The 25,666-nt window shown below is 42.7% G+C and carries 26 protein-coding genes and 1 tRNA gene; 7 read left to right on the top strand and 20 right to left on the bottom strand.

All coding sequences use genetic code 11. The annotated features are described in order from the left end of the window. Positions 1–32: 32 nt before the first annotated feature. From WC473_00625 to WC473_00635, 3 genes are all read right to left on the bottom strand, one after another. Positions 33–485, bottom strand: a complete 453-nt coding sequence (locus WC473_00625; GenBank protein MFA5124319.1) for a hypothetical protein — start codon at positions 483–485, stop codon at positions 33–35. A gap of 190 nt (positions 486–675) precedes the next feature. Further along, on the bottom strand, positions 676–1,113 hold the full coding sequence (locus tag WC473_00630) for an HAD family hydrolase (GenBank protein MFA5124320.1): 438 nt from the start codon (positions 1,111–1,113) through the stop codon (positions 676–678). Between the two features lie 320 nt (positions 1,114–1,433). Beyond that, entirely contained in the window at positions 1,434–2,807 is a 1,374-nt protein-coding gene (locus WC473_00635) for a radical SAM protein (GenBank protein MFA5124321.1), read from the bottom strand. A 515-nt stretch (positions 2,808–3,322) separates the two neighbouring features. Between WC473_00635 and WC473_00640 the strand changes: the two genes are divergently transcribed. Then, positions 3,323–3,484: a recombinase family protein gene (locus WC473_00640; protein MFA5124322.1), complete on the top strand. Its 162-nt coding sequence runs from the start codon at positions 3,323–3,325 to the stop codon at positions 3,482–3,484. Positions 3,485–4,840: 1,356 nt separating this feature from the next. Here WC473_00640 and WC473_00645 read toward each other — a convergent pair. Next, a tRNA-Lys gene (locus WC473_00645) sits at positions 4,841–4,916 on the bottom strand. Positions 4,917–5,361: 445 nt separating this feature from the next. Between WC473_00645 and WC473_00650 the strand changes: the two genes are divergently transcribed. From WC473_00650 to WC473_00660, 3 genes are all read left to right on the top strand, one after another. After that, the gene (locus WC473_00650; GenBank protein ID MFA5124323.1) at positions 5,362–5,748 is read left to right on the top strand and encodes a hypothetical protein; all 387 of its coding nucleotides are present in this window, start codon (positions 5,362–5,364) and stop codon (positions 5,746–5,748) included. 27 nt (positions 5,749–5,775) lie between these two features. Continuing rightward, entirely contained in the window at positions 5,776–6,279 is a 504-nt protein-coding gene (locus WC473_00655) for a hypothetical protein (GenBank protein ID MFA5124324.1), read from the top strand. Positions 6,280–6,361: 82 nt separating this feature from the next. After that, complete coding sequence (locus tag WC473_00660) at positions 6,362–7,489, top strand: hypothetical protein (protein ID MFA5124325.1); 1,128 nt, start codon at positions 6,362–6,364, stop codon at positions 7,487–7,489. A 160-nt stretch (positions 7,490–7,649) separates the two neighbouring features. Here WC473_00660 and WC473_00665 read toward each other — a convergent pair whose 3' ends face one another. Continuing rightward, positions 7,650–8,438 (bottom strand): hypothetical protein, encoded by a 789-nt coding sequence (locus tag WC473_00665; protein ID MFA5124326.1) that lies wholly within the window; start codon positions 8,436–8,438, stop codon positions 7,650–7,652. Positions 8,439–8,678: 240 nt separating this feature from the next. Between WC473_00665 and dnaB the strand changes: the two genes are divergently transcribed. Together dnaB and WC473_00675 are read left to right on the top strand one after the other, a co-directional pair. Beyond that, positions 8,679–10,052: a replicative DNA helicase gene (gene dnaB / locus WC473_00670; protein ID MFA5124327.1), complete on the top strand. Its 1,374-nt coding sequence runs from the start codon at positions 8,679–8,681 to the stop codon at positions 10,050–10,052. Between the two features lie 99 nt (positions 10,053–10,151). Further along, on the top strand, positions 10,152–10,448 hold the full coding sequence (locus WC473_00675) for a YbaB/EbfC family nucleoid-associated protein (protein MFA5124328.1): 297 nt from the start codon (positions 10,152–10,154) through the stop codon (positions 10,446–10,448). 89 nt (positions 10,449–10,537) lie between these two features. Here WC473_00675 and WC473_00680 read toward each other — a convergent pair whose 3' ends face one another. From WC473_00680 to WC473_00750, 15 genes are all read right to left on the bottom strand, one after another. Further along, on the bottom strand, positions 10,538–10,984 hold the full coding sequence (locus WC473_00680; GenBank protein MFA5124329.1) for a hypothetical protein: 447 nt from the start codon (positions 10,982–10,984) through the stop codon (positions 10,538–10,540). Between the two features lie 289 nt (positions 10,985–11,273). Then, positions 11,274–11,915 (bottom strand): hypothetical protein, encoded by a 642-nt coding sequence (locus tag WC473_00685; GenBank protein ID MFA5124330.1) that lies wholly within the window; start codon positions 11,913–11,915, stop codon positions 11,274–11,276. A 167-nt stretch (positions 11,916–12,082) separates the two neighbouring features. After that, complete coding sequence (locus tag WC473_00690) at positions 12,083–12,841, bottom strand: hypothetical protein (GenBank protein ID MFA5124331.1); 759 nt, start codon at positions 12,839–12,841, stop codon at positions 12,083–12,085. A gap of 60 nt (positions 12,842–12,901) precedes the next feature. After that, positions 12,902–14,188 (bottom strand): Mur ligase family protein, encoded by a 1,287-nt coding sequence (locus WC473_00695; GenBank protein MFA5124332.1) that lies wholly within the window; start codon positions 14,186–14,188, stop codon positions 12,902–12,904. 70 nt (positions 14,189–14,258) lie between these two features. Further along, positions 14,259–16,115: a penicillin-binding protein 2 gene (locus WC473_00700; protein MFA5124333.1), complete on the bottom strand. Its 1,857-nt coding sequence runs from the start codon at positions 16,113–16,115 to the stop codon at positions 14,259–14,261. A gap of 23 nt (positions 16,116–16,138) precedes the next feature. Beyond that, the gene (locus WC473_00705; GenBank protein MFA5124334.1) at positions 16,139–16,513 is read right to left on the bottom strand and encodes a hypothetical protein; all 375 of its coding nucleotides are present in this window, start codon (positions 16,511–16,513) and stop codon (positions 16,139–16,141) included. Between the two features lie 48 nt (positions 16,514–16,561). Further along, positions 16,562–17,449, bottom strand: coding sequence for a 16S rRNA (cytosine(1402)-N(4))-methyltransferase RsmH (gene rsmH / locus WC473_00710; protein MFA5124335.1), 888 nt, complete (start codon positions 17,447–17,449; stop codon positions 16,562–16,564). Positions 17,450–17,505: 56 nt separating this feature from the next. Then, complete coding sequence (mraZ, locus tag WC473_00715; protein ID MFA5124336.1) at positions 17,506–17,934, bottom strand: division/cell wall cluster transcriptional repressor MraZ; 429 nt, start codon at positions 17,932–17,934, stop codon at positions 17,506–17,508. 236 nt (positions 17,935–18,170) lie between these two features. Further along, on the bottom strand, positions 18,171–18,584 hold the full coding sequence (gene tsaB / locus WC473_00720; protein MFA5124337.1) for a tRNA (adenosine(37)-N6)-threonylcarbamoyltransferase complex dimerization subunit type 1 TsaB: 414 nt from the start codon (positions 18,582–18,584) through the stop codon (positions 18,171–18,173). Positions 18,585–18,602: 18 nt separating this feature from the next. Beyond that, positions 18,603–18,995, bottom strand: coding sequence for a hypothetical protein (locus WC473_00725; GenBank protein ID MFA5124338.1), 393 nt, complete (start codon positions 18,993–18,995; stop codon positions 18,603–18,605). Positions 18,996–19,177: 182 nt separating this feature from the next. After that, positions 19,178–19,411 carry a hypothetical protein gene (locus tag WC473_00730; GenBank protein ID MFA5124339.1) on the bottom strand — a complete coding sequence of 78 codons (234 nt, stop codon included), beginning with the start codon at positions 19,409–19,411 and terminating at the stop codon, positions 19,178–19,180. A gap of 545 nt (positions 19,412–19,956) precedes the next feature. Further along, positions 19,957–20,235: a hypothetical protein gene (locus WC473_00735; GenBank protein ID MFA5124340.1), complete on the bottom strand. Its 279-nt coding sequence runs from the start codon at positions 20,233–20,235 to the stop codon at positions 19,957–19,959. Positions 20,236–20,454: 219 nt separating this feature from the next. Next, complete coding sequence (locus tag WC473_00740; protein ID MFA5124341.1) at positions 20,455–20,922, bottom strand: hypothetical protein; 468 nt, start codon at positions 20,920–20,922, stop codon at positions 20,455–20,457. Positions 20,923–21,268: 346 nt separating this feature from the next. After that, positions 21,269–22,669 carry a L,D-transpeptidase family protein gene (locus WC473_00745; GenBank protein MFA5124342.1) on the bottom strand — a complete coding sequence of 467 codons (1,401 nt, stop codon included), beginning with the start codon at positions 22,667–22,669 and terminating at the stop codon, positions 21,269–21,271. Positions 22,670–22,702: 33 nt separating this feature from the next. Continuing rightward, entirely contained in the window at positions 22,703–23,308 is a 606-nt protein-coding gene (locus tag WC473_00750; GenBank protein MFA5124343.1) for a hypothetical protein, read from the bottom strand. Between the two features lie 103 nt (positions 23,309–23,411). Between WC473_00750 and WC473_00755 the strand changes: the two genes are divergently transcribed. Further along, positions 23,412–25,643 carry a hypothetical protein gene (locus WC473_00755; protein MFA5124344.1) on the top strand — a complete coding sequence of 744 codons (2,232 nt, stop codon included), beginning with the start codon at positions 23,412–23,414 and terminating at the stop codon, positions 25,641–25,643. The last annotated feature ends 23 nt before the right edge of the window (positions 25,644–25,666 follow it).

The raw sequence follows: 25,666 nt of genomic DNA on the forward strand, positions 1-25,666 counted from the left end.
AATGAGTCAGGCATATTATTCCTCCTTTCTCATTATTCAATACTAAATACTAAAGTATTGGCAGCAACCCAGCAATTTTCAAAACATTTTGCCTGCTCTCCAGGCCAACGGAAAATCAATCCATCGGATTTGCCTGACAACCGATTGCATTTGCCGTTCAATTGAATAAATGAAAGAAATGATTCTCTGCTTTCCATATAAACCTTATCAGAATAATGTGTCGAAGAATGAGAGGGAGCAATAAGAAAAACAAAAGCCTTGCCGTAACGTTTTTCCAATTCACCTTTAATAACACAGCGGAATTCCACACTACCAACAGTAACCGTTTGTGAATGCAAATCTCGCGGATCGTACGCTTCCCATTCCAATGAACAAATATCGCCATGTTTTAAAACGGCCGATAAAGCCTCAAGCTCATTACGCTCTTTTGGCAATCTGGCTGTAATTGTGAACAATTTTTTCTCCGGCTCATAATCAAATCTCATACCTTGCTCCTTTCTGTCTTTTCGTCTATGCAGTAATTTAAAATCGTAATTTTGTTTTCAAGGTTCGACTAATAGGTCATTTTACCAGATATTTTAAAATTGTCAAACTAAAACTGTTTAAGGCTTCTCTGTGTCTTAATATTAAATCAATAATTTAAAAGCAAAAAACGTCTACTCGCTTGAGTAAACGTTAAAAATCGGAAATAACTACTTGGGAAAAACTGAATTTATCAGCAACAATTTTATAGCTCGGAACTAAGACCTTATGGGCTTGTAAAGGCGCTTGCGACAAATCTTTATCATAATCATTGCCGATTACCAACAATTCCTCATCCTTAATGCCAAAAAATCGTAAAATCTGCTGATAAATCTTAGGGTACATGGAAAGCCTGAAAAAACCATCGAATATTTCCAAGCCAAAAGGCGCTGTACCATTAAGGGTGGCGGCTAAATCCAATTGCATGTTAGTCAAATCGGAGTCAGAACTGGTAACTGTTTTAATTTTCAAATTTTTAGCATGCGAAATGAATTCTATAAAGCCCGGCCGTGGCGGCAAAGCATTTTCATAGTCATCAGAACAAAGAATGGTCCCGTAAACATCAAAAGCTATCACTTTTATTTGAGCCATGATCATCTCCTTTTATTGTAAAGACATGACTAAACGAACCTTCTAATGCTGTATTTTAAAGATAGCTCGAACGCATTTTGGCTGTCCGCCAGAGGCGGACGCAGATTTTCTTCCCGACGAAATCCAATCCTGATTCTGATTTACGGCAATTTCCAGTTTTTCAATGAGTTAATCATAACTCATTTCAGTAAATTTTTCAAGAGCTGATTTATTGAAAAATTTACTGGGTTTGGCGGCAAATTCTTTTAGCTCTTTGAAAATTAAATAAAAAAAGAGGTGGCCGTCAACCGTGTTGACTTCCACCTCGGGTACTAATCGACTTACTCGATTCTATCTAAGAATCCCAAAATCGATTTCTCTAACTCCGGATGTCTGCGTATCTTGTCCGCATAGTGCCTTTTCTGCTTATCCGCAGAGTGATACTCGCTGACGATCTCTTGGCGCGCCCGATCCCATTGTTTCTGATCCATTCCGGTTTTGTAGATGACCTTGTCTGTTGTGTAGTCGTCATAGCCGGTAATGGTGTCGCCGGGATTCAATCGGTTTGCCGTTACTGTTCCAGGAAACGGCACTTCAAAACTGACACGTAACTGGTCGGCTCGAAACGGCAAAGATTCGAGAGCTTGCTTTTCAGCTTCAACATCGGTGGCAGTCATGCCAAGACCGCCGATCATGAAATATGCGCGTGTCAGAATTCCAGCTTCGTCGCACAAGCCATAAGCCAACTCAGGATTTCCGGGTCGTTTGCCTCTTTCAGTGCGGACATCAGTTCGAGCAAATTCCAAGCCCATCATCGCCATAAATATTCCGGCGCGCTTCATGGCCTGCACCATTTCGCGATCCAAATTGAAATCAGGCAGACAGAAAGCGGGAAACGGACCTCGTTTTTCCATTTGCTGGCAGAGTTCCATTACCCAACCGCGGTCGGCGTTGAATAACGGATTGGCGATGATGTAAACAAGACCCGGTCCGAATCGTTTATCGAGCGCGCACATCTCATCGACGATATTGGTCGGCGAACGATGTAGGGTCTTGGGCGACATTATCCACGATGAACAATAGTCGCACCGGCCGTCGCAACCGAATGATCCGGCGATTGTGATACGTTTTGTCGGGTTTTTGATCAGTGTTTCCGGTGGGGCGAAGAGAATTTCATTCTTCGTGAATCTCGCCATGAACTCCTCAAAACGCAACGGCCACGGCAAGTCATCTAACGGATAAGGAGATTGACAGCCACCAGACAACTCTCTGACTTGAACAACACCTCGTTTGGCGCTACCAGCAGAGATATCATCCAACAACTGTGGCAATGCTCTCTCGCCTCGTCCCTTTACTACGAAATCGGCTCGTCCCTCTTCAAAAACTACCTTGGCCATTCTACCGACTCCTGCATGGTATCCGCCGTAAATGATCGGCACCTTCCCCTTGAAATTTTCGGCCACGCGATCGGCCAAAGATTTCGTATAGCTGTAAGGGAAAAGAGCCACTGCATCACAATCGCCGGCCTTGACGGCGGAGATAATCTGTTCTACTTGTGCGGTATCTTGCCGTACATAGCGAACTGACCAGCCAGCAAATTGTTCGACGCAAGCCGCAACAAGTTGAGCGCCGATTTCTTCCCGACCGATTCGGGTTTGACCGCTACGATCGGTTACAACCGATAAATCTGTGTCAACAAAAACAATCGTTGGCATAAAACCCTCCTTTCAGTCGAGTTTTGCTAATAACACCTGATGTTTCAAAGAACATCCCTCACATTGGGAATATCCAATTTTAGCAAATATTTATCAAAATGTCAACCCAAATAAAAAATGTCTGAAATGCGTCAAAAAAAACAGAAATCATAATAATTTCTGCAGTCAAATAAACATAAAAATTTTCTTTTACCAAAATGCGGTTCGACCCGATATTTTTTCCGGTTCTTTGGCGGTTTTTTAAATCAGAATCAGGATTGGATTTCGTCGGGAAGAAAATCTGCGTCCGCCTCTGGCGGACAGCCAAAATGCGTTCGAGCTATCTTTAAAATACAGCACCAGAAAGGAATAGTCAAATTTTTCCGCTCCTCGCCACCGCAGGCGGCGACCAAATCATACGGAATTTTATAATCAAAAAGTAATTGGCGGTTTTGTCTGAATATTAATTCAGGGTAAAAGAAAAATTTTATGTTTATTTGTCATTATCAGAATTAAATTATCATTAAAATATCAATATGAAATACTTCATTTACGCTCGCAAGAGCACCGAAGACGAGGATCGTCAGATACTTTCAATCGAAGCTCAGATTACTGAGCTAAAAGAATTTGCCGCCAAACCCAGTAAATTTTTCAATAAATCAGCTCTTGAAAAATTTACTGAAATGAGTTATGATTAACTCATTGAAAAACTGGAAATTGCCGATTCATTTTTTGAATCAAAAACCGCCAAAGAACCGGGCCGAAAGATTTTCGGCGAAATACTGGCCAGAATAGAGCAAGGCCAAGCTGATGGCATCCTATCGTGGCATCCAGATCGCTTGGCGCGTAATAGCGTTGACGGTGGCAAGATTATTCATTTGGTTGATAGAGGAGTGATAAAGGCCCTCAAATTTCCTTGCTTCTGGTTTGAACCCACCCCGCAAGGATTATTTATGCTAAATATCGCTTTCGGCCAATCAAAATATTTTGTGGACAATTTACGGGAGAACGTAAAGCGAGGATTAAGACAAAAGCTAAGGAACGGTGTTTGGCCGTCTTTTGCGCCAGTGGGCTATCTAAACAATGCGAGAACTCGAGGCATTGATGTGGATACTGTTAAGAGCGACAAAATCAGGAAAGTGTTTGAACTTTACGCCACTGGCAATTATGCGCTTTTGTCTTTAGTTAATTGGTGCGAAGCTAACGGCTTGACTGGCGGTTATCATCGCAAATTGTCCGTTAATGCGATATTTAGCATGTTACAAAATATTTTCTACCTTGGTTTGATGCGCTACAAGGGTGAAGTATTTGAGGGCACTCACGAGCCATTAATATCAAAGAAATTGTTTGAAGAGGTGCAAAAAGTGCGCAATACCCGAGCGAGGACACGAAAAAAATTACACAGAGAGTTTGCATTTACTGGACTAATGAAATGCTTGTGCGGTTGCTTCATTACCGCAGAAACACAGAAAGGCCACAACTATTATCGTTGTACGAAAAAACGAGGCGAATGCACTGAAAAGCACTTTTTGCGCGAGGAAGAATTGGAATCACAAATCAAACAATATCTTCAAACAATTGCTTTGAACGACCAAGACCAGGAAAAGATTATGATTGAGTTGGACAAAGACGAACTAACAGCCAAAACGCAAGCTCAGACCAATGTTCAAAATCTCAAAAGCGAGTTAGAGAATATTAATCAGCAATTAGAGAAACTGCTTGATGTCTATTTGAGCGATACAATCTCGACTGACGAATACACCGCTAGAAAACAAAAAATCCTAACTCGCAAGTTAGAACTTAATGAGAAAATCAAAGATTTTGAACATAATAACTGGTCTTGGGTCGAACCGGCTCGTGAGTTTATTTTATCGCTCAACCAAGCTGATAATCTGCTACGAAATTCAGAAAAGTCAGATCTGGCCGCATTTCTAAAAAATATCGGGTCGAACCGCATTTTACAAAACCGCCAATTGCTTTTTGATTATAAAATTCCGTATGATTTGGTCGCCGCCTGCGGTGGCGAGGAGCGGAAAAATTTGACTATTCCTTTCTGGTGCGCCCAGCTGGACTCGAACCAGCGACCATCAGCTTAAAAGGCTGTTGCTCTACCGACTGAGCTATAGGCGCGTAATGTTTAGTATTAAATTGTTTTATCTTTCTTAGTTGCTGTTCGACCTGTCGGTCGAAGTTGCTCTTCCTCAACAGCGCTGATTTTATGAAACTATTTAATATTATACAGTAAATAATTTCTTTTGGCAAGTCCCTTGTGGAGAAATAAATCAAAACAAATATTGCTCTTGACAAAATATTAAAAATACTGTAAGATATGTTGAAGTTCGTTAAAAGCACTTTAAAACTTAATGTTTCAGATTAGCCGTTAAACAGCCAACCGCCCAAATCATTGGGCAAAATAGGAGAAAAAGCCATGGCCCCGCATTGTCTGCTACCCAATTGTATACTACTCATCTTCCTTTTTCTTGTTGCCTTGCAAATCACGCCGTTTATAATTTTTTGGGCCTGGCTAAGCTGTTCCGCGATCAAGGCATTTGTTACCGACAATAAATCCTGGCACTTGAGTAAAAAACAGGATTGGTTTCTCTATAACTTTTGCCTATACCGATCTTTTCTTTACGAGGTTGTTAGTTTTACGGAACTTAGCGATGATATTGAGCGTGGCTATCAAGCAATAAAAAGCACCAACAACAATTACTTGGTTGTTATAAGGGATGTACTTATTATTTATCTTATTAACCTCATCATCTTGGCCATCTCATTCTTTGCCCTAACGGTTATATTAGTAGTCGTTACCATAACTTTCCCGATCAGTCTTTATGTTTTCCTGGCCATGTCAGGGTTCGCTTTGATCATTGGGACTGGTTATGTGTCCTTACGCCTGGCGCGTTTCTTCTATCGCCTGCAAAGAAGGCTGAACATATCCGGAGAAAAAATAAAGTTTTAAAACCGCAACCAATTGGGAGGATAAAAAATGCATTCCTTCATGCCCTTTGCCGGCTGGCTTTTCCTAATGGTCTTTGTCTTGACCCCCGTCTCTTACTACAGCTGTTTGCTTATCAATTGGACTATTCTTTATGTTAAAGACGAAAAATGGCAAGCCTCCAAAACAATCAGGGATCTGCGTTATTATCTCTGTTGGGAGTGGCTGATTTCTGGAATTCTCGATGTGCTGAACCGAACAGAAAATAACTTGCTAGACCTAACAGGAAATAACTATTATGATAACATCTTAAAGGAAGGCATAGACTACTACATCGGAATTCCCTTTATTGCGAATGTCATTATGTTTATTTTCTTTATTTGCGTTACTCTGGTGAGTCTGATAATTCTTATAGAATTTGGCTTATTCTGGCTCTTAGCAATATTGGGGCTGATACTCTGTGCCGCGATTTATTACCTTGTTATTCGCTTGATACGCTTCTTCTATCGTATGCAAAAAAAATTAAACAAAAAAGGCAAAGAGGTGGCTTTTTGAGAACCGCCGGAAACCAACATATGAGCCAAACCCGTCTTGCGCTCATAGAACTAAACACTGTTATATCGGATAGGAGGCATGAATGACGAATAAAGAAAATCCCGATGCCATTACTTTACCAAAAATCAAAGGAGTGGTAGAAATACCCAACTGCGGACTTTATGCCAAGGGTCCGCGAAAATTAAGAAAGCTCTTTGAGTGGCTAAGCCAATACTACGATATTGAGGACTGTTCCAAGAATGAAAGCTACCCCTCTCCCGGCACTTGGTATGCCAGAATAAAGCCGAGCTTGGTGCATGAATGTGTCAAATGTAATTGGTGCGGATCCTATATAAACCCAGTGGGAGTCGGTATCCATGGTCATCGTTGCGAAATCTGCAATAAGATAACAATGGAAAGATTCACCCATAACGGCACGATCCGTTTCCGTTTCGCAGATGACTGCGATATTTCCGATATTGAAATGAGAATATTCGGCTATGATGACGCTACCGAAAGCATACTGCTCTATCCGAATATAGTATCAAGCGAAAGATGCTTCATACTTACACAACAACAAGCTCATAAAAAATTCAAAAGATTTTCTGCTAGCTGGCAAGAGGTGGAACGCAACGGCCAAAAGCTGATCGCCATCCCCAGAAGCAATATTAATTCGGTTGAGATCATAGGCCAAAAAAGACATTATAAAGCAGTCAGACTATTTGCCGGTAAAGAGTACGATGGTTGGCCCCTCAACGATCTGCCCGTCACTGAGTCATACATGATTTATGAGGCCTGGCGTTGGGCGCCACTTAGGCCATCGCCAAAACTGCACGAGAGCATAATCCATGCCGCAGGCATGGTCAGTCGAGTTGATTTTTATTATCAGGATGGTCGCCGGGCCTTTGACGACATTCACCTTCAACGCATGCGGCGATTTGTCCATCATTTTACCACTCTTGACCTTAATGAGTGGGATCGGATGATCAGCCAAAATGATTTATCCGGCCCAAGCATGATTAGGGCGATCGCTCGTCTCTGCCACCCCAACGCACAAGTACGAAATAAACCGAACATCAGCAATTTAATTGACGCCACTGCTAAAATCGCTGATGGAGAAAGTCTTTGTATGAATGAAATGATGGCCGCAGCCGATGCTCTGAAAAATCCCAGAATCTGCAGGGAGTTCATTGATATTATGGGATGTGGTATCAAAATCCAAAACATATAAAACAAAACAAGCACCTTACGGAGCTCCGGCCAAACTGGAGCTCTTTTTAATTTCCGCCTTCTTAATATTAAGAAGGCTTTTTTAATACAAAATTTTAACACAAAAAAAGCCGGCGCCATAAAGCAACCGGCCCTAACAAAAAGTTTCAAATGAGCAAAAGTCAAATGGAAAGGGAGGAACGATAACCGTCGAGCTGTTCCTTCCAAACCTGAAGGAGTTTTGGCTGAGCCGGTTCTGTTACAAACCATTGAACCTTTTGCCAATACGACAAATAAGGTGACGGATTAAATAGACGATCACTAAGAGCTAACTGCTCAATCAATGCCCGGCCATTGGAAAATTCTGCGAATAAGCTATTAACAGCACGGATACCAGTCAGACCCAAATCAGCCCAAGTTACCAGGATTTCGCCATCACTTGAAGCCAACTCTTTGGCTATAGGCGGAGCAGATTCATCACTCTCAACTAATATTTCAAACATGCGCCGGTTAGGCAGACGATCGCCTGCCGATACATAACAGCCGTTTGCTGTCGGCCATAACACAATCCCGCACTTCTTAAAATGGATAAAACAAGAAGCACACAAAGAAATTCGCAAATCAAATTTACTCTTTTGACCTTCCACTAAGCGGAAATTCCACCAATTGCTGGGCAAAAAATCCGAATTATTTTCTTGCGGATTATTATCCACTAAAGTAAAAATTTCATTATAGCAATCGGGACGCAGTTGCTGCCGAATCCCTAGGGAAGCCAAAACCGCCAGCAATCTATTATCCAATACATATTCTTTAATCGGTTTGGAAGACGCTCCCGGCCGATCCGAATATAAATAGCCAAACTCCAACCCCTTAAAGGCTATGGCCTTTTGCAGAAGATCCGATTCCGTTAAAGCTTCTTGACCGACTACCAAAGGTCCGAACATTGGAGGCGAAACGACTTTATTTCCCATAATCCTACTCCTTTCTATTGTTGTTCAGTACTGTTTAAAGTGCGAATTAAACAAAATCTGTCTAATTGTCTGGATAGAGATTACAACAAAGTGGGCAAAAAAGCAAGCCTTTGGACCTAATAAAGTTATACCCCTTGGCGTGTGCATAAACTGTCCAAAACTCTTCAAAACCGGTGGTTTGCCAAGGTGGGACAATTAAGGTAAAATGTAAGGGACTTGAATGCCCTAAAGGTGACAAATATGTCCGACAACTCCTTACGCAAACTGCCGCCGCAAAACCTGGAAGCCGAGCAATCGCTTTTAGGCGCTTTATTGATTGACAAGGATGCCATTATCAAAATCGCCGATCTCATCACATCCGAAGATTTTTACCAGACGGCGCACGGCATTATCTATTCTGTCATTTTGGAATTGTTTGAACGCAAAGATCCGATTGACATTTTAAGTTTGAGTAGCCGATTGAATGAATTGGGTAAAATCGATCTGGTTGGCGGACGCAGTTATCTGATTACCCTGACCAACCAAGTGCCTTCGGCGGCGCATGTCGTATCTTATGCGCAAATCATCCAGAAAAAAGCCACCCTGCGCCGACTGATTGCCGCCGCTTCCAATATTTTGGATCTGGGCTATCAAGAAGACAAAGAAGTCAACGAAATCCTGGACAAGTCCGAGCAGTCTGTTTTCGCGGTTTCGCAAAAATTCTTAAAAGAAAAATTCACCCACATCAAAGATGTGCTGACTGGCGCCTTTGACCGCATTGACGAATTGCATCGCGAGAAAGGCAAGTTGCGCGGTTTGCCCACCGGCTTTACTGAAATGGATAACGTTTTAGGGGGGTTGCAAAAATCCGATTTGATTATTCTGGCCGCCCGCCCTTCGGTCGGCAAGACGGCTTTGGCCTTGGATATCGCCCGCAACGCCGCCATCCGCCACAAAAAATCCGTCGGCATCTTCTCGTTGGAAATGTCCAAGGAGCAATTAGTTGATCGTTTGATTTCTGGCGAAGCAGGAGTAGATATGTGGAAGATGCGTACCGGCCGACTATCCGAAGCCGGCGAAGATTTCCCCCGTATCGGCCACGCCATGAGCGAATTGTCGGAAAGCAATATTTTTATTGACGATTTTGCCAACACTAATGTCATGGAACTCCGCACCAAGGCGCGAAGATTGCAAATTGAACATGGACTGGATTTGATCATCCTGGATTATTTGCAATTAATGGAGGGTTCGGGTAGCCGCCAATCATCGGAAAGCCGCGTGCAAGAAATCGCCGAAATATCCCGCGCTCTTAAGGGTTTGGCGCGCGAACTCAATATCCCCGTTTTGGCGCTATCCCAGTTATCCCGCGCCGTGGAAATGAATAAGCCGGCCATCCCTAAGTTATCGCATTTGCGCGAATCCGGCTCCATTGAACAGGACGCGGATGTGGTTATGTTTATTTATCGCAAGGCCTCCGACAGGAATTTTGACATCAATTCCTTAACCGAAGAAGAAAAGCACTCGGCGGAAATCCATGTCGCCAAACACCGCAATGGCCCGACCGGCCTGGTGCATTTGTATTTTGAAGGCAATACTGTATCATTTAAAAATTTAGACAGAAGCTATAATCAATAACCGGCTATAAAGTCTGCAAAGTCAATGGTCTGCTGGTAAACAGAGCCAATAAACCTAAAAAATTAACTTTAATAACTTTTAACTCTTAACCAAACTTATATGTTCAGTAAAATCAAAGCCATTCAGGATTTAAAAAATCAAGCCAACACCATCAAAAAAGCCTTAGCTGAAGAAGCAATTGAAGGCCAAGGCGGTTGGGGCAAAGTGAAAATCTCCATGGATGGTAATCAGGAAGTCAAATCCGTAGTCATTGATCAGGAAATCGTGGGCGATAAAACCAAACTGGAAACGGCCGTCAAAGAAGCGGTCAATGACGCCGTCAAAAAAGTCCAGCGCGTCATGGCCAACAAGATGTCGCAAATGGGCGGACTCAATATTCCGGGAATGGGCAAATAAATAAAGAGGCCACACAACAAAACAAATAAAAAAACGCTTCACGGCTTTGCCCGCGAGGCGTTTTAATGTACAACATGATTGTGCTTGTACTACAAGCCTAATAACTCTCTTTCCAGTGATGTCAATCTATGTTTAAGGTGGCTATTCCTCTTTATATGACCGCGCAATCGCGGTATCTCTTTCTCTGAAAGAATTTCTATCAAGGAGGGACAACTGCCGGAAACCGACTTCTTCCCAGAAGGCCATACAAAATCGGCAGTATTCGGGATAAAACCATTCCGGCCATCCTGAGTCAAAACAAGGACCTCCCTGACAACCCCATCTCCGCCCCACCAGCCGATGCCATAACTGGCGATTGAGGCCAGAATTGAATCATCATAAAATCCCCGAGAATCAAAATCACAGGCCAAGCATACTGAGTGTTCGCGCTTACTGCTAAGAACTTCATAGCATCTGGCTAAACGCCAACCGGACAAATCCTGCAAATCTGTCAAATCAAGAATGGTTTGTTTAGGTATTACTCGTTTTTTAGGCATTATTTGTCTCCTTGGGCTTAGCCCGGTCTTTTTACATCGTTTACGTTAATTGGTTTTAATGGACTGTTTAGTTGACACTTTATTATATCATACCATAAATATTTTGTCAATAGTGATAATCTCCGATGGACTTCCACCTCAAACCGTGGCATATTCTATTACAGCAGGATATAAAACACGATAAAATTACTTCGGCTAAAAAACACCTCGGGTCAAGCTATGAGGTGTTTTTTATATAATCGTCCTGCCGAGATAACAAATTACGCCAACGTTCAAGTAGCGTTAATAGCTATCTGCGAACAAAATTGTCAACAGACGGGTGTTTCTCTAATAACGGCACCAATCCGCTTATTATCTCTAATAATCGTTGCCGAGATTTTATCAGCCGGCCGCCAAAACGTTCTTCATAATCAGGAATACCGGCAATAATATTACCAACATCATTAATAGCATTTACAAAATCATACGATGAATTAATTTTGTCAAAAAGCGGATCAAGATCAACTAAATATATATGGCTGACTGAATCGCCCTTCTGCTGACCGAAGATATACTGAGAAAAACTATCCACATCGCATAAATACTCTTTGCCGGATTCACCTGATTTAATAACATCAAAGTAATAACTGCCCAATGAAAGGATAAGATCATCAAATTCTGAAATAAGCCTTTTTTTATCAGCCGATGACAATGGCGTAGAGTCTGTTTCATCGACTAACTTGGATAAATTATGGCCTTCCACCTTATTGGCCAGAACAAAAACCGCCGGCCTGTTAGCATTATCCTTACCGACAACAAACTGCATTTTGGGCAAGCGAACATGGTAATCATCAGCCAATTCCCTAAACAAATCATTGCCAATATGCGCCTGCTCAACAACGGTCCTGCTAACATCGGCTTCTTGACTATCAGTATCTCTGTCAAAAGCCATCGCCCTAACAAACACCTGATCTTACCCTTGTCTAATTTCTCCTAAATGCAATTCGTTGTACCTTGAGTGCACAAAATCAACCCTAGCCAAAGGAACCTGATTCTCTCCCTCGTTCCTTGGCAGGCGTCCCCGATACCAATTTACGCTCTCTCTATTTTCCATAATGATTATAATTCATTCAAATAATCCCGCATATTATTCTTCAAACTCGCATCCGCCACCAGATTAGGCTGCTTCAGAAATTCAGAAATTTTTAATTTGAGTTTTTCTTTTACCGGACTTAAATCTATCCCTAAATCTTCCTCGATTCCCTTAACGTCATAAACCAGACTACTTAATGCCGCTCGTGATAAATGATCCTGGTTATTAATGCGAATTTCAATATCAATCATGTAGGGGTGTTTCTCTTTTTCCTGGCCTATACATCCATAAACATACTGTTTGGTTGGAAAAACATCCCAGAATAACTCTTGATCAGAGACTAGACAATCAAAATAATAATCAACTAACCCCGACCATGTTTCAATCAAATCTTGCCTCAAGACCTCCGCTTCGTTTGGTGAAATATCATCTTTTTTCAACAAATCCAAATTAATACCATTTACTTTATTAACAACCGCGTAAGCGGCTAATTTCCCTTCACTATCATTGCCAATCGCAAAAATGAACGGAGCGATTTTGACATGATAATGATCTCTCAAACGTTGAAAAATTTCTTGAGCCTCGTTAAGATTATCCCTAAGATCCGCTAACTCAAAGCGATCATCCCAACTAGACAAAAGTCTCACAACCGAATCAGAGCCAAGCTCATTTTCTGACATAGTGCCAAAACCCGCATCTACAAAACTATCTAGTTTCGGATTAAGCGGTATTTCTGAAGTATCTAATTTAGCGAAATCAATTGATTTACGTGTTAAATTTCTCATAATAAATTCAGTCGTATATTTTTTCAGCCGTATTATTTCTGTGGTTTGTATGCGCAATGATTACTTCAGCCAACTGTCATCTTGCCTGACTAATAATTCTTTAGCCAAGGACAAATCAGCTAAAATAATCTTAACCGTTTTCTCCATACGCATGCCTTGCGACCCCTTGATCAGCACCAGATCTCCGGCATTAAGTTCTTTGAGTAAATAGTCACCTGCTTCTTCGCTATCAACAAATTTAATCACATGCTTCCTACTAAATCCGGCTTCTATGGCCGCCTCGGCGATAATTTTGACCCTATCGCCGACCACGATCAGCAAGTCAATTCCCTCCTGCGCCACAGTCTGACCGACTAAACGATGTCCCTTATCCTCAAAGTCTCCCAGCTCCAGCATATCGCCCAATACCGCGATTTTCCGCCCATTAGCCGGCAATTTACCAAGCACCTGAACCGCCGCCACCGTCGGTTCGGGACTGGCATTATAAGTATCATCAATAATCAATGAATCCCTGACACCTTCAATGAGTCGCATGCGTCCGGAAGGCGCACGAAAACTCTGCAGGGCCTCGGTTATTTCCACTAAATTCAAGCCCATGATTATGCCGACCGCTACTGCGGCCAAAGCGCCATAAATCAAATGTTCGCCTAAAACCTCAGGCAGAAACACCGGCACCACCTTGCCATCGTAAGACAGCTTAAAACTAACACCTTGCAAATCGTTTTTCTGGCTTAGCAGAGTAACGTCATGCGCCCGCACCGCCGCTTCGGAACTAAAGCCGTAAGTCAAGAATCTGCCTTTAACGTTATTTTTTAACTTAGCCGTGTGTTCATTATCGGCGTTTAAAACCCCCCAGCCTCCGGCGCGCAATCGTTCTACCAATATTCCCTTCTCGTGAGCGATGTTTTCTATGGTTTTAAAATATTCCAAATGCACCGGGCCGATATTGGTAATAACGCCAATATCCGGTTTCGCCAATCTGACCAGATACGCCATATCGCCCGGCCGATCAACTCCCATTTCCAAAATCAACGCCTCGGGAAAAGTTTTGTCATCAATCACCCACAGCTTAACGGCATTAAAAAACAGCTTCAGCCAGCCAAGCAAATTACCACCGGGCGACAGCTCGCCCAAAATCGTCAACGGCAAACCGATTTCATTATTATAATTCTTGATATTTTGCCGGACACGAAATTTGTCCTTAAGTACGGTAAAAATCGCCTCTTTGGTTGAGGATTTACCGATGGAACCGGTTACGCCGATAACTTTCGGCTCATATTTATTCAAGACGGCTCGCGCCAAAACAAATAATATTCTTTGTAAGATTTTTTTCAAGAAAGATTTCATAATTTAAGCGGGATCTGCGATTTATCTTTGAATTAACACTTAATACAGGATATAAACAACATATCATGGACTACTTGTCGTGTGGTACATTATAATACTCCAGAGCGAATTTGGCAACCTCCGTAAAAACCGGCGCCGCCACTGTCTCGCCCAGCCGGCCCTCAATCGGCTCGTCTACACGGACAAAAATAGCAATGCGCGGGTTCTCAAACGGCGCAAAGCCGACAAAGGAGCCGATAATGCTGTCATCTGATTTATAACCGCCGCGCATGTCCGGCACTTGCGCCGTACCGGTTTTTCCGCCTACGCGCCAACCGGGAATCTGCGCTTTCTTGGCATGGCCGTTCTCCACCACCGACACCAACATGCCTTTCATCAGAAGAGAAGTTTTGGGCGAAATCACTTGTTTGATTTCTTGCGGTTGGATCTGTTTGGTTTGGCCGTCAATAACTATCTGATCAACCACGTACGGTTTCATTAATTTGCCGCCGTTTATAATCGCCGAAAAGGCAGTAATCATCTGAATTGGCGTCACACTGATGCCTTGGCCGAAGGTAGCGGTAGCCGTATTTATTTCCCCTTTGCGACTCAAGTTGGAGATATTGCCGGTAGTTTCTTTAAACAAATCAATGCCGGTAAAATCGCCAAAACCGAAAGCTTTAACATATTGAGTAAAAACCTTGGTCGTCATTTGACGCATGGCGAAGATTACGCCGGTATTGATGGAATACTCCAGAACATTGGTCATGGTGGACAAACCGTAAGATTTATTTTCAAAATTCCTAATCTTATAATCGGTATAGTCCACTACGCCGGTATCCGTATAAGTCGTTGACGGAAGAACAGCGCCGGAATCAATGGCCGCGGCCATGGTAACAGCCTTAAAAATAGAACCCGGCTCATAGGAGTCATTAATCGCTTTAACGTTATAAACTGAGGCATCTTCAACCCTATTATACTCGTTAGGATCATAATCGGGAAAACTGCACATGGCCAGAATTTTTCCGCTGAACGGATCCATCACGATGATAGAACCGCTTTTTGATTTGTGCTGATCCAAAGACTTCTTTAATGATTGACAAGCTTGGTATTGCAAGGGGCGGTTAATAGTCAAAATTAAATTGGCGCCATCCACTTTTTCCCTTAGATAGTTTTTACCTAAAGCGATGACATTGCCCAAAACATCCTGTTCGGAAAAAATTTCACCGGCTCGGCCGGCCAGCAACTGATCGTAATAGCCTTCCAAACCATACTTACCGCTACGATCATTGCCGTCGTAGCCCAAAAAGCCGAACAATTGTCCGCCTAAAGATTTTTCCGTATAAAAACGATAACTCTTTTCGTTAAAACCGATGCCTTTAAATTGCAATTCTTTCAACATCTCAAAAACACTGTCTTCCAAACGTTCCCGCACTAAAAAATATGATTTTTCTTTTTGATTGAAAACATTGATCAATTCGTTCTTAGTCGCATCTCTGATTGTTTGTTCGGCGTACTTGTCCAAATCAGAAAAATCGGTAGAGGTGGCGTTGCCACGGAGCCGTTCGGCTAAGTCCTGAGCCGCTTGCCGGTCATCTTCGCTCAAACCTAGGATTTCAAGCAGTTTCTCCGCGGTAGTGGTGGCATCAACTATTTCTTTGGGTATGGCATAAATGACGTGCATCGTACGATTAGTGACCAACGGATAAGAAATATTTTTATCGCCCGTCTTCTCCTGAACCAGGATGGAACCGCGTTCGGGGAATAATTTTTTGTAGATTTCATGCTGGTCGGCGGCCAGCGCGGTATAAAAAGCGCCGCGCAGGATCTGCACATCAAACAATCTTCCCATCAAAACAACGCCGACAATCAAAAAAACAACCGACAGTACGGTAATACGTCCGCGGTTGTCAGAAACTTTGGTTTTGGGATGCTGATAAACTGTCATATCCGTCGAATACCGTGAACTGGCTAACGTTTAGCTATCTGATTAGATGTTCTTACCATGACGATTTCCGGACTGCCGGCTGGGACCAAGTTAAAATCAACGGCCGAGGCGGTTATTTGATCCATGGACTGCAATTTCAAGTAATTAATGGTCAACCGCCCGTTTTCTGACTGCAGTTTGGTGATGCCATTTTCCAAATCTTTGATTTGATAACCGATGGTAGCGGTCAAATTAGTCTGAGTCAAATAAACAATGCCCAGAATCGCGGCTACGACATATATTCCTATTAGAGAACGTTTGCCCGTCAAGCTATTCCAAACCTGCAAACGCCAGTTAATTTTGGTTTTAAGTTCTTTAAAGTGATGATTGCATTTTTCTTTTTTCCAAAATTTGCACATAGGGTTGTATATTTAATTTAAATTTAAATATTAGCGATGGCCCGCACTTTAAATTCTTTCTACGACTCTCAATTTGGCGGAGCGGCTCCGCGGATTGTTGGCTGTTTCCTCTGCCCCGGCTTCTACCGGCTTTCGGGTGATAATCTTGATTCGTGGCGCCTCACTGCCGGCCATGTCTTTAAAAAATCTCTTGACCAGGCGATCCTCGCCCGAATGAAAGGAAATAACGGCTAATCGTCCGCCCGACGACAAGAGATCAATGGCCTGAGGCAAAGTGGCAACAATATTGCCGAATTCATCATTGACCGCTATGCGCAAGGCCTGAAAGACTCGCGTAGCCGGATGCTTTTTGGACGGCGTCTTGAATTTTTTCTGGTAAATGCCGGAAACGACTTCCACCAAGGTTTCTACTGTTTCTATTTTCAGGCCCTGCTGACGCGTGGCGATTATCTCGCGCGCGATCGGCTTAGCCAACGGCTCTTCGCCATAATCGGTAAAAATCCTGATTAATTCCGCTTCGCTTGAATTGTTGATCAATTCGGCGGCGCTTTGGCCGGCCGTCGGATTAAAACGCAAGTCCAACGCGCCCGTTGACCGGAAGCTGAAACCGCGCTCATCATCGGCCAACTGATCGGACGAAAGCCCCAAGTCCAACAAAATGCCTTTAATCGAACCGAGGTCCGGAATCTCGCTGACAATTCTTTTTAAGTTGCGATAATTATTATTAACCAAAATAAGATTTCCATTGGCGCTGTCTTGAATCGTTTCGGCATCCCAGTCAATCCCCAATACCTTGCCTCCAGGCTTGATCAGTTCCAAAATCGCCAGAGAGTGACCGCCGCCGCCAAAAGTGCAATCAATAAAGTTGTCGCCCGGCTGAGGATTAAGATAGTGCAAGACTTCCTTAAGCAAAACCGGTTCATGAATGGAGGGCATAACTGGTAGCCACAGTATGTGGCTTATGACTTATGATTAATGCTGATTGTTAATGATTATGATTTGAGATCATGCAAGGCTTCGGCGATCTCGTTGTAGCTCTTTTCTGTTTCCGCCTGATAACTGTTCCACCTGGCTTCATCCCAAATTTCCAAACGGTTATACAGTCCGGCAATAACCACGTTTTTACTCAAACCGGCGAAACGACGCAAATAGTCGGGAAGAATTATACGTCCTTGCTTGTCAAATTCCACTTCGGCGGCGCCCGCCAACATGGAACGGGAAAAGGCGCGATTGCCGGATTTGTCTATGGGCAGATCAGCAATACCTTCAGCCATCTTCTGCCATTCCTTCTGCGGATACAGAAACAAGCAGTTATCCAACCCCTTGGTTACAACGGCTTTCTTGAGTTCAGGACGAAACTTAGCGGGCACAGCAACGCGTCCCTTGTCGTCCAAGTTATGATTGTATTGACCGATGAACATAAATAAAAACTTTCTCAATTGTGGTTTTTGCTAATTATATTTCACCACATTTCACCACTCTGATATAATTATACACCACTTAGCACCACCAAGCAACCACAATTCAACATTTTATTGCAATAAAAAAATAGCCAATTTTAGCTATTTTTAAGTAATATTTTTTAATATTTTTCAGGCGGTGGATAACTTTTTTGCTTAATGAAAATTAACTAAAAAACTTATCCACAACTGGCCGATTATTTGGCTTTTGCCTTAGTAATATTGGGTTCGCGATCATAGTAAGGCAACACGATTTGCGACGGTTTGACCCCCTTAAGCCGTTCCTGTATCTTAGTCACCAACTCCCTGGCCGAAGAAAACTCGTCAACCTTAACGCCGGCAATAGGCAAATTACGGCCAAAGGCCAAAGCATTGGCTACGGCCACGCCGATACGCACCGAAGTAAACCCGCCGGGCCCGACGACCACGCCAATCCCCCTTAATTTGTCCCAGGCAATCTTATTGGCTGTTAAATAAGCGGCGATAGCCGGCACCAATTTTTCCGAATGATGAAATTTGCCCGTCACCTTTTTGCGCTTGAAGTCATCGCGATTGCGCGCTAAAAACAACTCAAAATGATCGGCGGGAGTCGTGTTAATAATAAGAATCATAGTTAAAATTTTATTGCATTAATCGTTAATCAGCTTCTGCCTCTTTCTCCGACGCCAATTAACCAAAAACAAGATCCCCACTAAAAACGCCCCGCCGGAAATTTCCAACATCCAGAACAACATATACCACTCGAAAGGGTTGTTAAGCACCATGGCAATGTATGTCAGTCCAAACAGGACAAAAACAATCCCGCCGACTATCTCGTATTTCCAAGAAACGATAATGATCGCCAAAAGGATTAAGGCCGGGATATTGTGTATCAACAGGCCGAGTACCGTCGGCCAAAATCGCAGCCCCATAGAGAAGATATCCAAAGAAAACAGGGCCAGAAAGCCGACAAACAGCAACCCCAAAATCCTGGGTAACCAATAGATTAACTGATTGATTACTTTGTTTTTTTCTAATGACATAGGATTTGAGTTATTAATAAAAAAAATTAAAGGCCAACTCTTAATTTTACTTTATTAAAAAGTCATAATTTTTAGGTTTTACTTCATGATGAGGTAGGGGTTCCAGACGTAGGGTTTCCATAGCGATTTAAATTAATTTAATAATTAAAAGCTGACGTTTCGTCATAATGTGGCACAAATAATCATCCGACATTAACCAATGCGCCTACGGCAACAACCGTTAAAATCAAAATACCGATACCCAACAAGAAAGATAGAATACAGGCGATTAGCCAAATATTATTAATCTTTATGTTTTGCTCTCGGCCCAATATCTTCCTAAACAACATAACCACTCCCCAGGCCAATACAAACAAAAATAACAAAATAATCGCCCAAAAAATTGCTTTTATCACTAACGCCGGTATTAATGACATAGGATTTGAGTTATTAATAAAAGTTTTAGTTATTAATTGACAATAGAAATAGACTCAAAAACATTACCTTATTCTAGCTATTTTTACTTCAAGTATTAACAAAATAATAATTATGCGCTAATTTATCAATTATAAGTTACGAAACAATGCGATAGGAGTAGTACAGCCAGAAAAGGAGAAAAGCGATGGATCAACATAGGCACGAGTTTGGAGAGAATTTAGATCCTCATTGCAGTTGTGGCGTGGTACTCTGTGGCTCTACTAGTCCTGATAAAAATTTTGCATGTAATTTGCGTAGAGGGCATGTAGGACCATGTGTAAACACCATTTACCCACAGAATGGAATATGGGATAAAACCACGCCCCAGAATACTCCCCAGGAATAAAGCCTGGGAACAAAAGAAACCTGTCCGAGTCCCAAGTATGACTTAAAACTGCTTTTTTATTTTGCCAGCAGGCAGAATATTGGCTAACAAGTCAATAAAACAAATACTTTTAGGAAACGGGGAAGAAGTAATGCCTCCCCCTAAAATCAATGAGCTAGTTCAAATAACGGTGAAGTCGATTTTGAAAACAATGAGTTCCTCCATGACACGATCCAGAGCCTCTTTCGGGATTACAAGTGTTAGGCCGTTATTTTCCCATCGCTTTGGCATACCCAAAAGGTCGCGCCTTACCCACTGCTGGTGGAGTATACCATCAACTTCTTCTGGGTGTTCTACTTTGTGAGCATCATCAAGACTTTTGAAGTTTAATCTGACTACGTCTGCGTCAAGTTTACGGTTTCTCCATTCTGATGAATAACCAATTCTCGACTCGTCCATGTTTCACCTCCTCTTTAGTTGGTAGTTTCCTAAAAATATTTGTTTTAAAGAGCAATATTTCCAATAACATACCGACGTATCTGATGTTAACTTGATTAACCCTGTAACATAGTGAAGGAGTAACAAAAGTTAATTTGGGCAGAAGCTAAAAAATTGTTTCTTATTGGGCCGTAGCCAGATGCGCCACGTTGTCGGATGTAAATTTTAATTTTCTTAAAATTATTCAACTGGGGAAATAGTAATCGAATGATTTCTGCTATTATACACAGTCCTGTACTCAGAAGGGCCTGACCCAATAATAAGTAATGGTTTTTGAACAATTCTTCTTACATCATCAGGATAACAGCAACTATAAATAATCTCATCAACATCCGAGAATCTTTCATTTGCATACCCAAGTAACTCATCAGAAGAAACTTCGTGTTTATCTTCGGGGTGCTTAAATTTACCACCATCATAATGAAATGAAAAAAATGCAATTCTTTTGTCTTTTGCGTCAAGATAAAAAGCACCGTTACCCGCCTCTTGCACATTCAAAAATATATAAGTTAGTCTACCGTCTTGATTTTTTGAATACTTGTAATTGATTCCAAGAGAATCAAGTCTTTCTAATATTGTTTTTTCAACAACTTCAAAAGAATCGTTTTTTCTTTCCTTGCCAAAAAAATTTTCAGAAATAATTTTCATTCTAAATAACTTTAACAAAATAATAATTTATTACATCTAATGTTTCGGCTTATCTGAAGTTGTGCCACTACCTTTATTTTTCTAATAGAATGGCGAAATGTAACTTTTGCCCTTGCAGACATGCCGTGTTATCTGATGTTTGATAAATATTTTTATGACAATTCTTTTATTAAAACATCTAGTATTTTAAACGTAATTTATATTGTTCATTAGATCTTCCAATATTATTTTCTTTTCCTTCAATCACCATAAAATATTCATTTAATTTCAGCTAACTATCTATTATAAGAATTGTTTTCGTATAATGTGTAAATATTGATTGTTCTACGAACCGCTACTATCCCACTTAATAAATAATCACCGGCGTGCCGATATCCACCCAATCATAAATAATCTTGGCTTCGGGCGTTTTCATGTTGACACAGCCATGACTCATGGGATGGCCAAAATTACTATGCCAATAAGTGCCATGGATGGTGTAAGGGCCTTTAAACGAGGCGACCCAAGGCACATTGGGCAAGAAGTAATTCCAGGGGTTAGAGGGCCCGTAATACCAGCTCATAGTAACTTTGGGGCGCTTCAAATAGATGTTATACTCCCCTGTCGGAGTCGGCGTGCTGGCCTTGCCTGTTGATACCAGAAAGTCGCCCAGCCATTTGCCGTCCTGCCAATAGGTCAACAATTGATCAGCTAAATTGACGGTAATGAATTTATAAGACCGGCTTTTGAGTTCGCCAATACGTTCCGGCACAGTAATTATTTCCGCCACGCCATCATTATTAGTATCGGTCATAGCTACCTTCACTCCCCGGTCAAACCCGTCCCAGCCATAAGCCATAAAATCGCTTAGGCGCTTGCCGGAAAAATCATAGACGCTCACCCAATCGCTGCCGTTGAAACTTAATCCCACAACTAACTCATCCCTGCCGTCGCCATTAACGTCTCCGGCCGCCAGATTAAACCCACCATGGTAATTAGCATCGCCAACAGTAATAGTAGAAATTATTTTATTATCCTGATCCAAAATATACACCTCGGCCGGATTGCCCGAACCGCCGGCCAAAGCAAACTCCTTAAGGCCATCGCCGTTAAAATCCCCCACTACGGCATTAAGGCCGGAAAAATAATCAGCCAGCCAATTAGGCTTGAAGCTTCTGATCTGGTGACCGTCATTGCCCAGAAATAATATTTCAGCCGGAGCATTGTAATTGCTTAAAGCCATGATCTCCGATTGATTATCGCGACCCAAATCCCCGGCCAGTACTCTGACACCCTTGCGAGTGTCACTATCAAAAGGAAAGAAAGAATATTGAGGCTGATCGCCCCGCCACACCCGGACATGCGGACCGCCCGTGTAGCCGGCGCCGGTAACGACTTCTATATGTCCGTCAGCGTCCAAATCGGCGGCCGACACATAAACTCCGCCACGAAACGTCTCGGCGTAAGCCAAAAATTCATATCGTTTGATGCCGTCAACTCCGTATTCTTCCACTAACGGCTGATTATTGCCACCGGCCGATACGACAATAATCGGTTCTTCCTGCCCACCCTTGGCCGCCGCCAAGTCAATACTGCCGGCATAACCGTCGCCGAACACCATAAAGCTCTTCTGCAAAATTCCGCGCCAATTAAAAATCCTGACCTCAGGCTTGACCAAGTCAACGGCCGAAGCCGCTACAGGCAAAACCAAAAAAGCCAGGGAAGCCAATAGTACGATCGGTAAAATTAAAAATAATTTCCTAAGCATAAAAGTTATTCATGATCGCCATTTCAACCGGATTTAATTTTTCTCTGTATCTTCTTTATGAAAGCGATCAATTAAAATGATATTTTTGTTTTCTAACAAATCAAACAAAAAACGATCAGCCAGTGCGCGACGGTAAGTGTAGTCGCTTTTGCTGAGCACGGTGTAATTGATAGCGCGGCCGACTTCGCGTTCAAAGGCCGCCACCAGCCGAGCCAGCTTGGCGCGATTGGCACCGCCGACAATCAGCATATCAGCCGGAGCGTCATCGCGACCGACAAATAGTCCTGACAGCAAAAACAAATCAATATTACCCAGCTTTTCCACTTTGCCCACCAACGCCCTTTCCATCAGTAAGTGTGATTTAACCAAAACGGAACGTAACTCCTCAATAAACGGGAAGTCGGGATTGAGCTGATAATATTTACGATTGTCGCTGGCTTGCCCTTCTACTTTCTCCAACTTGTCAAAACAGCTAACAATCTGCAAATCTTGCAGATTTTCCAGCTCACGTCGGATAGCATTAAGGTGGGAATCCAAATTACGCGCTAATTCGCGGACGAAATAGGGTTGATTGGGGTTATTCAGGAAAAGCTTGAGCAAGAGGACCCTAGTTTTGGAACCGAATAGTTTTTCTAACATAAAACTGGTCTCGTAGCTTGATATTAAGATATGTATATTGTATAATATTACTATCATAATGTAAAGGGCTAAATTTAAGAAAATTCTGAATTTTCTCGCCTAAATGGAAGGAAAAAATCTGACAACAGCCCGATTGGCTATGGAAGCCGACGCTAACATCATCGGCAGCGCTTTTGTCGTCAAGCCGGAGAAAACCCTAATTAACCGGCTAGGCGTGATTTTTGGCATTGTAGAAATCTACAATTTGAATGATATTTTCATTGACCGAGTACTGGACGCCATCGGCGATCTGAAAACCGAATATTACTTGCCCCCATTTGACGATAAAAAGCCGGAAAGACGTTTTGAGGAAGCTTTAGCCAGAGCCAACCGCCGCATTAGCACGGCTGTAAGCGAATCTATTTATCCGATTGATCTGAGGAACCTGCGGATTGTCATGGGTTTGTCTTTGGGCAACAAAATCTTCTTAAGCCACACCGGCCGCTCTCAAGCCCTGTTTTTCCGCCAGAAAAAAAACGGCAGTCTGCTGATTTTAAATATTTTAGACACGGGCGAAGAACGACCCAAGCCGGAACCGGAAAAAGTTTTTTCCAATATTATCTCCGGTGAGATTACGGAACGCGATACTCTAATGGTATGCAATAATGAATTCCTGTCGCTAATGTCGCAAAACGACTTGGGCGAAATGCTGGCTTTGGCGCCCGCCGAGGAAGGCATAAAAAAACTGGAGGCGACTCTTCATTCCCAACCATTAAAATCCAATTACTATTCGGTTTTGCTTAAATCGGCCGATTTCCAACTGATTGCCCCGACAGCCGCTACGGCGATGACCGCCACAACCGAAGCCGCAACCGCCGAAACTGCCGAAACTGTGGCACCGACAAAAACACCATATCAATTTGATCGGATGCGAGTTGATAACCCCCGTCCGGCCGGCCCAGGACAAACATCTCCGGGAGAAAGCAAAACTCAATCTTCTCTGGACCGCCTGCTTATCACACAGGTACGAACCGAACAATATCTGACGCCATCGCTGATGCCGGCCTGGCAAAAATTTTTCTTTTTGTTATTCAAATATTTTAAGATTTCCCTGGTCTGGCTGGGACGGGGGCTCAACATTACTTTGGTCTGGCTGGGACGGAAACTTCATACCGGCTACAATTTATTGGCCAACAAAATCATTGCCGGACGCGCCGCCAAAGCCAAACGCATCATCAATACCATTGAACCGAAACGGCCGACTCAAGGAGAGATTCTCAATAAAGATCTGACAACCGATGAATTTATGTCGGCGCCCGAACCGATGCAAAGCGAAGTGGCGCAAGATGCCATAGAACAACCACGTCCCCGATCATCGCTCAATTGGCAAGAAAGATTTAGTTCAGGTTGGCTAGCGCAAAAAATCAATGCTTGGATCAATGGAATGATTGAAAACTTCCTCAACCTGAGCATCTGGCAAAAAGGCTCACTTGTCGCCGCTCTGCTTTTGCTGTTAATTTTCAGCCAAAGCGTGGTTTGGATCGGCAGATCTTCAGAGCTGAACTCGCCTCAAACCTCGCCCGTTGGCAAAATCGGCAACCAGATACAAAGCTTAGTGGATAATGCCGAAGCGCAAAATATTTTTAACGACGAAAAAGGCGCTTACGCTTCCCTGGCTCAAGCTGACGAATTACTAAAAACAATCCCCGTCAAGCGATCTAATCAGTCCACAATAAATAACTTAAAACAAAAAATAGATGATGTCCGGCGCGTTTTAGGAAAAGAAATCAACCTGGCCGACCTCAAGCCGACAATTGACCTAAAGCTCAGCAATCCTTCGGCCGATATTATCGGCTTGGCCAAAACCGGCAAATATTTCTGGGTATTTAATAATAGCGACGCCAAATTCTATCGTTTGGATTCCGGCGCCTGGCAATGGACCACCGCCACTTCTACCGTCACGAATGCCAAGAAACTATCGGCCGTTGATGACAAGAGCCTGATTGTCATTACCGGTGACAACTCCTCCTATAAGCTGACTTTGGCCAGTATGGCGGCTATAAAGTTCAAGCCGAGCAAGGATTATTTTAATATTAAAACCGATCTTAAATCTTTGACCCTGGAACCGCCTATCGCCTCCTCTACTATCAGCCAATCAGTCAAGGATGGCGTTTATCAGTATTTATTGGATACGACGGTCGGACGATTAGTGGTCTTGGACGACAAAAATGTCCTCAAACGCCAGTACACTGGGCCGTTCATCGCTGACGGCGCGTCTTTTGTCGGTTCGGCCAAAGACAAAAAATTCTGGGTACTGTTTGACGGTAAGATTTATCAGATCAACTGGGATTTCTAAATCCGTCATTTTAATGATAATAA

This window comes from Patescibacteria group bacterium, assembly GCA_041650895.1.
GTDB lineage: Bacteria > Patescibacteriota > Patescibacteriia > 2-01-FULL-39-33 > 2-01-FULL-39-33 > CAISTG01.